The sequence below is a fragment of the Solirubrobacter ginsenosidimutans genome, assembly GCF_027587205.1.
In genome coordinates, this window is sequence record NZ_JAPDOD010000048.1 from 57,101 (window position 1) to 67,013 (window position 9,913).

Annotated in this window: 9 protein-coding genes; 8 read left to right on the top strand and 1 reads right to left on the bottom strand. The window is 71.4% G+C overall.

The features are described from left to right. Positions 1–19: 19 nt before the first annotated feature. The 6 genes from OM076_RS35005 to OM076_RS35030 are packed head-to-tail and all read left to right on the top strand — an operon-like array spanning position 20 to position 5,192. Positions 20–2,149: a xanthine dehydrogenase family protein molybdopterin-binding subunit gene (locus OM076_RS35005; protein ID WP_270044813.1), complete on the top strand. Its 2,130-nt coding sequence runs from the start codon at positions 20–22 to the stop codon at positions 2,147–2,149. Next, complete coding sequence (locus tag OM076_RS35010) at positions 2,146–2,370, top strand: hypothetical protein (RefSeq protein ID WP_270044814.1); 225 nt, start codon at positions 2,146–2,148, stop codon at positions 2,368–2,370. The genes OM076_RS35005 and OM076_RS35010 overlap by 4 nt, the downstream gene beginning before the upstream one ends. Then, positions 2,367–3,080: an FAD binding domain-containing protein gene (locus OM076_RS35015; protein ID WP_270044815.1), complete on the top strand. Its 714-nt coding sequence runs from the start codon at positions 2,367–2,369 to the stop codon at positions 3,078–3,080. Before OM076_RS35010 ends, OM076_RS35015 begins: the two co-directional genes overlap by 4 nt. Further along, positions 3,077–3,502 carry a (2Fe-2S)-binding protein gene (locus OM076_RS35020; protein WP_270044816.1) on the top strand — a complete coding sequence of 142 codons (426 nt, stop codon included), beginning with the start codon at positions 3,077–3,079 and terminating at the stop codon, positions 3,500–3,502. Before OM076_RS35015 ends, OM076_RS35020 begins: the two co-directional genes overlap by 4 nt. Further along, a complete protein-coding gene (locus OM076_RS35025; RefSeq protein ID WP_270044817.1) occupies positions 3,499–4,797 on the top strand; it encodes an MATE family efflux transporter in 1,299 nt (432 codons plus the stop codon). The genes OM076_RS35020 and OM076_RS35025 overlap by 4 nt, the downstream gene beginning before the upstream one ends. Before the next feature lie 17 nt (positions 4,798–4,814). Beyond that, on the top strand, positions 4,815–5,192 hold the full coding sequence (locus OM076_RS35030; RefSeq protein ID WP_270044818.1) for a hypothetical protein: 378 nt from the start codon (positions 4,815–4,817) through the stop codon (positions 5,190–5,192). Here the strand turns inward: OM076_RS35030 and OM076_RS35035 are convergent. Further along, positions 5,189–5,644 carry a hypothetical protein gene (locus OM076_RS35035; RefSeq protein ID WP_270044819.1) on the bottom strand — a complete coding sequence of 152 codons (456 nt, stop codon included), beginning with the start codon at positions 5,642–5,644 and terminating at the stop codon, positions 5,189–5,191. The genes OM076_RS35030 and OM076_RS35035 overlap by 4 nt on opposite strands. A gap of 28 nt (positions 5,645–5,672) precedes the next feature. Here OM076_RS35035 and ileS point away from each other — a divergent pair, with 28 nt between their 5' ends. Both ileS and OM076_RS35045 read left to right on the top strand, forming a co-directional pair. Further along, the gene (gene ileS / locus OM076_RS35040; RefSeq protein WP_270044820.1) at positions 5,673–8,762 is read left to right on the top strand and encodes an isoleucine--tRNA ligase; all 3,090 of its coding nucleotides are present in this window, start codon (positions 5,673–5,675) and stop codon (positions 8,760–8,762) included. Between the two features lie 35 nt (positions 8,763–8,797). Further along, complete coding sequence (locus tag OM076_RS35045) at positions 8,798–9,589, top strand: hypothetical protein (protein ID WP_270044821.1); 792 nt, start codon at positions 8,798–8,800, stop codon at positions 9,587–9,589. Positions 9,590–9,913 lie beyond the last annotated feature (324 nt).

A 9,913-nucleotide genomic window follows, 5' to 3' on the forward strand; every position in this document is an offset into this window, starting at 1 on the left:
CACAGATACCCTCGATCTCGTGAGTGCAACGGTGTCGATCGGCCGGCCGGTCCGCCGTCGCGAGGACGAGCGGATGCTCGCCGGACGCTCCGAATTCCTGGATGACATCCGGCGCGAGGGGATGCTGCACATGGCGTTCGTGCGCAGCCCGCACGCCTACGCCAAGGTGCGCGCGGTGCGCGGGGCGCTGTGGTCGGCGGCCGACATCGCGGGGCGCGCGTTCCCCGGCCGCGTCGACCCGCCGCCGGGGTTGAAGGTCGCCGACGCGCCGCATCCCGTGCTCGCCGGCGATGAGGTCCGCTACGTCGGCCAGCCCGTCGCCGTGGTGGTGGGCGAGACGCGGGCGCTCGCGGAGGACGCGGCCGAGCGGGTCGAGGTCGACTACGAGGTCCTGACGCCGGTCGTCGATTCCCGCGCCGGGTCGGAGCTGGCGCGTTGGGAGCAGCGGGCGGGCGACGTGGCGGGCGCGTTCGCCGCCGCCGCCCACGTCGTGCGCACCGATCACGTGATCCCGCGGCTGGTGGCCACGCCGCTGGAGACCCGCGGCGCGCTCGCGGAGCTCGCCGACGGGCGGCTCACGGTCTGGTCCTCGTCGCAGAGCGCGCACCGCCCGCGGGCGCAGCTGGCGCAGATCCTGGGCGTGTCCGAGGGGATCCTGCGGGTGATCGTGCCCGACGTGGGCGGCGCGTTCGGTTCCAAGGGGACGCTCCCGATCGAGACGCCGCTCGTCGCGCTCGCCGCGGTTGAGCTCAAGCGGCCGGTGAAGTGGGTCGAGGACCGGCGCGAGAACTTCCTGTCGGCGCCGCAGGGGCGCGGGCAGCGCGCGTCGGTCGAGCTCGCGCTGGACGCCGAGGGCCGGATCCTCGCGCTGCGCGGGCGCATCCTCGCCGACCTTGGCGCGTACCTGCTGCCGAGCACGGCGATCCCGCCGCACACGACGGCGATGCTGCTCAGTGGGTGCTACGACATCCCGTGCGTCGAAGTGATCGTGACCGGCGCGCGGACGAACAAGGTGCCGACAGGTCCGTACCGCGGTGCGGGCCGGCCGGAGGCGACGTACCTGATCGAGACCACGATCGATGCCGCGGCGCGACAACTCGGGATCGACGCGCTCGACCTGCGGCGGCGCAACCTCGTGCGGTCGTTCCCGTACAAGACGGCGCTCGGGTGGACGTACGACTCCGGCGACTTCTCGCGTTGCCTGGACACCGCGCTGGAGCTGCTCGGGCCGCAGGTGAAAACGACGCGGTTCGCCCGCACCTCGCGCTTCGCGCGCTCCGCTTCGCCCGTGCCCGCCTGGACGGCCGTGCCGGATGCGCCGGAGCGCCGCGCGCCGGTCTCGTGGGCGTCGGCGCCGCCGCGGGTGGACCGGCGCGAGGCGCTCGTGGGCGTGGGTGTGGCGCTGTGCGTGGAGCGTTCGGGCGGGCTGTTCGAACACGCGACGGTCCGGCGCGAGGGGGACGGCTTCGTCGTCGCCGTGGGTTCGACGCCGACCGGTCAGGGCCATCACACGCTGTTCGCGCAGATCGCGGCGTCGCGTCTGGGGGTCGATCCGTCTCGGGTGACGGTGCGGACCGGCGATACCGACGCGATCGCGGACGGTGTCGGCTCCTTCGCCAGCCGCAGCACGGTCATGGGCGGCTCCGCGGTGGCCGCCGCGGCGGACGATCTGGCGGCGGGCGGGCCGGGCGACGCGAAGTTCAGCTCCGACCAGGTCTTCGCCTCCGGCGCCTATGTGGCGGTGGTCGAGGTCAACCGCTCGACCGGTCACGTCCGCGTGCGGCGGCTGATCGCGGTCGACGACGCCGGGCGGATCGTCAACCCCCTGCTCGCCGAGGGGCAGGTGATCGGCGGCGCGGTGCAGGGGCTGGGGGGTGCGTTGAGCGAGGAGCAGGTCCACGACGAGGACGGGCAACCCTTGAGCAGCCTGCTCGACTACGCGCTGCTCACGGCGGCCGAGATCCCCGAGTTCTCGACCGCGTTCGTCGAGTCCCCGTCGCCGTTCAATCCGCTCGGGCTGAAGGGCGTGGCCGAGGGCGGGACGATCGGCGCTCCCGCCGCGGTCGCGAACGCGCTGGCGAACGCGCTCGGGGGCATTCGGATCGACCCGCCGTTCACCGCGGAGAAGGTCTGGCGGGCGCTGCGATGACGTGGCCGCTGTTCCTGCGCGACGCGGACGGGACGATCGTGCTCGAGGAGGTCGACGAGGACACGGGCACCGCGGTCTTCCGCGTCTACGGCCGCCGGACGGTGGTCGCGACGGCGACCGACTCGGGGATCGTCGTCGAGGGCGAGGCGCCGGCGGTGCTGCGCGCCGCGTTCGCCCCGCGTGAGTTCGGTCGCTTCGTCGCCGCGAGTCGCTGGTCGTGAAGCCGGCGCCGTTCGAGTACGTGGCCGCGCGGTCCGTCGAGGAGGCGCTTGCAGCTTTGTCCGTGGACGGCGCGCGAGTGCTGGCGGGTGGGCAGAGCCTCGTGCCGCTGCTCAATCTGCGGGCCGTGCGGGCCACGCGGCTCGTCGACATCAACGGGGCGGGGCTCGGGGTGATCCGTCGCCATGACGGCGTGCTGGAGCTCGGCGCCGCCGTGCGCCAGGCGGCGCTCGAGCGCTCGAGGTTGATCGCCGAGCACTGGCCGCTGCTGGCCCAGGCCGTCGCCCACGTCGGCCATCCGGCGACCCGCTCGCGCGGAACGATCGGCGGGTCGGTCGTCCACGCCGACCCGCGCGCCCAACTCCCCGCCGCGCTCGCGGCCCTCGAAGCGCGCTTCGTCGAACGCGGCCCGCTGCTCGTCTCGATCGAGGTCCCGCCGCTGCCGGCGGGTGCACGGACGGCCTACGCCGAGTACGCGCGGACCCGGGGCATGTTCGCCGACGCGGGCGCCGCGGTCGTCCTGGCTCCGGGCCACGCGCGGGTCGCGCTGCTGGGGACGGGCCGCGCGCCGCGCGCCGAGGTCGCGCTCCTGAAGGGGGCGAGCGCGGCCGAAGCCGCGGAGTTGGCGGCGGAGGAGGTCGAGGGCGACCACCGGCGGGCGCTGGTGGCCGACGTGACGCGCCGTGCGCTGACCGCGGCGGGGCGGCGATGAAGGTCCGGATCAATGCCGTGGAGTACGAGGCCGAGGTCGAGCCGCGCACCCTCCTTTCCGACTTCGTCCGCGACCAGGGCCTCACCGGCACCAAGGTCGGCTGCGAGCAGGGTGTGTGCGGGGCGTGCACGGTGCAGCTCGACGGTGAGCCCGTGCGGTCCTGCCTGCTGCTCGCGGTCCAGGCCGACGGGTGCGACGTGCGCACGATCGAGGGACTCGCGCCCGGCCCGCTCCAGCGCAGCTTCCACGAGCACCACGCGCTCCAGTGCGGGTTCTGCACCGCCGGCTTCCTGATGACGCTCGACGCCTACCTCGCGGAGCACCCGGACCCGGCGGAGCAGGAGCTCAAGGAGGCGCTGGCGGGGAACCTGTGCCGCTGCACGGGCTACGCGCCGATCATCGCGGCGGTGCTGAACCGGTGAGGCTGCGCTCGTCCTACGACCGCGAGATCCTCCTGCTCGCCCTGCCCGCGCTCGGCGCGCTGGCCGCGGAGCCGCTGTACGTGCTCGTGGATACGGCGATCGTCGGCCACCTCGGCACGACGCAGCTCGCGTCGCTGGCGATCGCCGCGACCGTGCTCTCGACCGCCTTCACGATCTTCAACTTCCTCACCTACGGCACCACCGCGCAGGTCTCGCGGCTGCACGGGGCGGGGCAGGATCGCAGCGCCGCCGCGCTCGGCTCGCAGGCGCTCTGGCTCGGCATCGGCATCGGGCTGCTGTTGCTGGTGATCATCGAGCTCACGGCGCCCGCGGTCGTCTCGCTCATGGGCGGGGAGGGGGAGGTCAAGGACGGGGCGGTCCTCTACCTGCGGATCGCCGCGCTCGGCTCCCCGCTCTTCATCCTCGCCAGCGCCGCCCAGGGCTACCTGCGCGGGATGGGCGATCTGCGCACGCCGCTGTTCATCCTCGTCGCCGCCCACATCGTCAACGCCGGGCTGGAGCTGCTGTTCGTCTACGGCTTCGACTGGGGCCTGAAGGGCTCGGCGTGGGGCACCGTGATCGCGCAGGCGGGCATGGCGGGTGCGTTCTTCGTGGTCCAGTACCGCGCGGGCCTGGAGCGTCCGCACCCGGACAAGATGCGCCCGCTGATGCGGATCGGGTCGGAGATCGCGGTCCGGACGACCGCGCTGACGGGCTCGTTCCTGCTCGGCTCAGCGGTGCTGGCGCGGATCGGGGCCGCGTCGCTGGGCGCGCACCAGATCGCGTTCCAGCTCTGGGTCTTCCTGGCGCTCGTGCTCGACGCGATCGCGATCGCGGGGCAGGTGATGGTCGGGCGGATGCTGGGCGCCGGCGCCGCGACGGGGGCGCGGGAGGCCGCGACCCGCATGATCGGCTGGTCGGTCGCGATCGGCGCGCTGTTCGGGCTCGTCCTGCTCGCCACGGGCGATCTCATCCCCCAGCTCTTCACCAGCGATCCCGCGGTGATCGAGAAGGCGGGCGAGATCTGGCCGCTGTTCGCGCTGATGATGCCGTTCAACGGCGCGGTCTTCGCGCTCGACGGCATTCTCATCGGAGCGGGTGACACACGGTTTTTGATGTGGGGAATGCTGGCCGCGGCCGCCGTCTACATCCCGATCGCGCTTTTGGCTCTGCACAACGGCTGGGGCATCACCGGCGTCTGGTGGGGACTCGTCGCGCTGATCGCCATTCGTCTAGTTACGTGCGGCGCGCGGTTCGCCGGATCGCGCTGGGCGTTGACAGGAGCGCCCGCATGACTACCCTGTCCCGGCCCATGACGCGTCGCCTCGCCCTTCTCACCACCATGCTCGTCCTCGCCCTCCCCGCCGCGGCGAGTGCGCAATCGAGCGCCTTCGGCCCACTGCCCCAGGCACCGGCACCGACAGCCACCCCGACGGCGTCGACGACGACCGTCGACGATGGCTCGACCGGCCGGACGCTCCTGTTCGGCATCGGCGGCGTGCTGATCGTCGGCTTCCTCGTAATGGGCTGGTTCATCATGCGCGACGCGCGCGCGGCGATCCCCGAGGCCGAGCTCGCCGGTGGCCTGCGCGACGCCGGCCCGCACCGGCACAAGATGCAGGCGAAGGCCAAGGCGCGCAAGAAGACGCACGCCCAGAAGGCCGCGCGCAAAGCTCACCGCAAGCGTTAGCCGGTCGGTCTGACCACGCGGTCACGCACCGCGAAGGTCGCGTCTTCGCGTGCGATCTCGTCGAACGGGCGCTCGAACCCCTCGAACGTGTTCGAACCCCGGTAGTCGGCGAACCGCACGACCTTCCCGTCCTTGACGAAGAGCAGCAGGTCGCCGCCGTCGACGGTGTCGATCCCGGTCCACTCGTGGCCGAGCCGCTGGGAGATCGCGGCGCGTGACGTCCCGGGCTGCACGAGCAGCACCCGATCCCACTCAAAGCGCGCCAGGGCGGGCAATTCGACCTTCCCGTCGTTCTGCGGCGCGAGCGTCACGGCCTTGGTGAAGTTCTCCGCCAGCAGGTTGTCGGCCTGGAGGTTGTCCTCGTCGCGCGTGAAATAGACGGCGAGCCCGAGGCCGGCGATGCACAACACCAGCGCACCCGCCACCAGCGCCAGCACTCTCCCCATCCGCATGGCTCGACGTTACCTAGACTCACTCGCGATGCCGCATCGTCCCCTGCCTAAAGACGCCAACTTCCCGCAGCTGGAAGAGCAGATCCTCGAGCGCTGGCGCGAGCGCGACATCTACAACGAGTCGATGCGCCGCCGCGAGGGAGCGGAGCCGTTCGTCTTCTACGAAGGCCCGCCGACCGCCAACGGCCGGCCCGGCTCGCACCACGTCCTGGCGCGCGTCTTCAAGGACATCTTCCCGCGCTACAAGACGATGCAGGGCTTCTACAGCTATCGCAAGGGCGGCTGGGATTGCCACGGCCTGCCGGTCGAGATCGCCGTCCAGAACCAGCTCGGGATCGAGAACAAGCAGCAGATCGAGGACTACGGCATCGCGGAGTTCAACGCCAAGTGCCGCGAGTCGGTCTTCGAGTTCCTCGAGGACTGGACGAAGCTGACCGAGCGGATCGGCTACTGGGTCGACCTCGACGAGCCCTACCGCACGCTCGACACCACCTACGTCGAGTCGGTCTGGTGGGCGCTGAAGCAGCTGTGGGATCGCGACCTGCTCTACGAGGGCTTCAAGGTCGTGCCGTACTGCCCCAAGGACGGCACGTCGCTCTCTTCGCACGAGGTCTCCCAGGGCTACAAGGACGTCGAGGACCCGAGCGTCTACGTCAAGTACCCGGTCACGAAGCCGGCCGGCGCTCTGCGCGAGGGCGACGTGCTGCTCGTCTGGACCACGACGCCCTGGACGCTGGTCTCCAACGCTGCCGTCGCCGTCGACCCGGAGCTGACCTACATGCGCTCTTCGGAGGGCTATGTGCTCGCCGAGGCGCTGGCCGCGCGGGTGCTGGGCGACGGCGCGGTCGTCACCGACCGCTTCCCGGGCGCCGAGATGGTCGGCGCGGCGTACGAGCCGCCGTTCGGCTTCATCCCGGCGAGTGACTACGGCGAGAAGGGCCACACCGTCCTGCCCGCCGACTTCGTCTCCGCCGAGGACGGCACCGGCATCGTCCACACCGCGATCGCGTTCGGCGAGGACGACTTCCGCCTGGGCGCCGAGAACGGGCTGAACGTCATCAACCCCGTGCGCTCCGACGGCACCTACGACGAGCGCATCGGCCCGTACGAGGGCGTCTTCGTCAAGCACGCCGACAACGACCTGATCAAGGACCTCGAGGCGCGCGGCCGGATGTTCCGGTCCGAGCGGCTCCTGCACGCCTACCCGCACTGCTGGCGCTGCGGCACGCCGCTGCTCTACTACGCCAAGCCGACCTGGTACATCCGCATGTCCGCGGTCAAGGACCGGCTGCTGGCCGCCAACGAGACCGTCGACTGGCATCCCGAGCACATCAAGCACGGGCGCTTCGGCCGCTGGCTGGAGAACAACGTGGACTGGGCGCTCGGGCGCGAGCGCTACTGGGGCACACCGCTGCCGATCTGGCGCAACGAGGCAGGTGAGTCGCTGGCCGTCGGCTCCTTCGAGGAGCTCAAAGCGCTGTCGGGCGTCGCTTTGGAGGACCCGCACCGCCCGTTCGTCGACGACGTGACGATCCCCTCGCCCACCGGCGGCGAGCCGCTGCGCCGCGTGCCCGAGGTGATCGACGTCTGGTTCGACTCGGGCTCGATGCCCTTCGCCCAGTGGCATGCCCCGTTCGAGAACCAGGACAAGTTCGACCAGCAGTTCCCGGCCGACTACATCTGCGAGGGGATCGACCAGACCCGCGGGTGGTTCTACTCGCTGATCGCGATCTCGACGCTGCTCTTCGACCAGAGCTCCTACAAGACCGTGCTCTGCCTCGGGCATCTCTCCGATCCCGACGGCAAGAAGATGTCGAAGTCGCTCGGCAACGTCGTCGCGCCGTGGGACGTCATCGAGCGCCACGGCGCCGACGCCTTCCGCTGGTACTTCCTGGCCAGCAAGCTGCCGTGGGACGGCTATAGCTTCGACGCCGACACGGTCGGCGAGTCGCTGCGCTCCTTCCTCCTGCAGCTGTGGAACACGTACGGCTTCTACGTGATGTACGCCAACGTGAACGGGGTCGAGCCGGCGGACGTCGCGCCCGCGAACGACCTCGACCGCTGGGCGCTGTCACGGCTGGCGGCGACGGTCGAGACGGTCACCGAACGCCTGGACGCGTTCGACGCCACCCGCGCCGGCCAGGCGATCGCGGCGTTCGTGGACGATCTGTCGAACTGGTACGTGCGGCGCTCGCGCCGTCGCTTCTGGGACGGCGACGCCGCCGCGTTCTCGACGCTCCGGAAGTGCCTCGTGACCGTGAGCCAGCTGCTCGCGCCGTTCACGCCCTTCGTCGCCGACGAGATCTACGACAATCTCGACGGCGGCGAGCCGTCCGTCCACCTCACCGATTGGCCTGCGGCCGGCGAGCGTGACACGGACCTCGAGTTCGCGATGGCGACCGTCCGCGAGACCGTCCGCCTCGGCCTCGCCGCCCGCGGCCAGGCGAAGCTCAAGGTCCGCCAGCCGTTGCGCGCGGCCGTGGTCGTCGCGGCGGGCGGCGAGCGCGCCGCGATCGAGCGCCTGGCCGGGGTCGCGCTCGAGGAGCTCAACGTCAAGGAGCTCCGCTACGTCACCCAGGCCGACGAGCTCGGTTCCTACGAGGTCAAGCCCAACTACCGCGCCCTCGGCCCCCGCTTCGGCAAGGCGATGCCGCAGGTCGCCGCCGCCGTCGCCTCCCTGGACCCGCAGCACGTCGCCGACGCCCTGCGCGACGGCGGGCGCGTCGGGATCTCGATCGACGGCCACGACCACGAGCTCGACACCGACGACCTGATGCTCGCGATGAAGCCCCTCGACGGCTACCAGCTCGAGCGCGAGGGCTCGCACGCCGTCGCGCTGGAGCTCGAGCTGGACGAGTCGCTGCGCCGCGAGGGCCTGGCCCGCGAGATCGTCCACGCGATCCAGAACGCTCGCAAGGGCGCGGGTCTGGAGGTCGAGGACCGGATCTCTCTGGCTCTGGGCGGCGCGTCTGAGTTGCTCGAGGCCGCCCAGGCGTTCGAGGAGTACGTGACGCGCGAGACACTCGCTCTGTCGGTGTCGTACGACGGCGTGGGTGCGGTTGAGCCGGTGAAGATCGAGGGCCTCGACCTGCACATCGCCGTGTCGCGCGCCGGCTAGGTCCGATCGCGCGCATCCGCCGCAATACTCGGCGGATGCTCCGCGCGCTGGGTCTCACGCTGCTCCTGCTACCGGCTTTCGCCGGGACGGCGCACGCACTCCCGCGTGCGCACCCGCCGGACGTGAAGGTCCTGCGCGCGCAGGGCGTGCGCGTCGACTGGCCGCTGACCGCCTCGGCCCGGTTCCCGGCGAACCGGGTGGCGACCCTCGCGGTGTCGGTCAAGTCACCCCGGCGCGCGGTCAAGCTCTCGCTGGCGGCCGTCGATTCCCGTGGCCGCGACGTCGAGCGGTTCAAAGTCGAGCGGCTGCGCCGCGGGACGTTCGCCACGGAACTCGCGGGCCGGTCGGGCGAGCGATTCGCCCTCCGGCTCGACGTCGGGGGCAAGCGGTACGGGAGCTGGATCACGCTTGCCGACGACCCGGGGTTCGCGTGCGAGCACGGGGACGCGGCCGGACCGGCGATCTCCGTCGAGCCCACGGTCCTCCGTGCCGACCAGGCGTTTGCAATCCGTTTCGCCAACCCCGGCGACTGCACGCTGGGCGTCGCGGAATGGACCGATGTGGCGTGGGAGCGCGCGACCCCGGAAGGCGGCTGGGAGCCGGTCCAGCTCGACTGCGCCACTGGCGACGTCTGGACCTCGACGGGCACGACCACGATCTGCGATTCCCTCCCGAACCTGCACCTCGTCGCTCCGAAGACCGAGCGAACGCTCACGCGCGAGGTTCCGGGTGGCCTCACCCCGGGCCACTACCGCCTGACGATCAACTACAGCTACTTCGACACTAGGGTGCCCGTCGTACAGCGAGAGGTCGACGTGGTCGCGTAGGGGCGAAAGTCAACTGCGCCGGGTGGGGAGGGGGGAGTGGCGCACCCTCCGGGACTGCCTCGCCGCCGTCCGCCGCTCGGCGCGGCTCTGTCGCCCCGAATCGCCGTGCCGGGATACCGACAGTTACGGGCGTGGGCTGGTCAGTGTGTCCCGCACTCGCGGTTGTCCCGGTCGCCGTGGTTGACCGTGCGCGTTTGAGGCTCCACGCGGGGGTTTCGATCAGGTTCGTACTGGTCGAGTTGGCGCGTTGGTGGGGGTGGTGAACATTTGCGTCGGCGGGCTCAAGCGGTCAGCGCAACAGGACTTCCATTCTTTCAGCTGGGG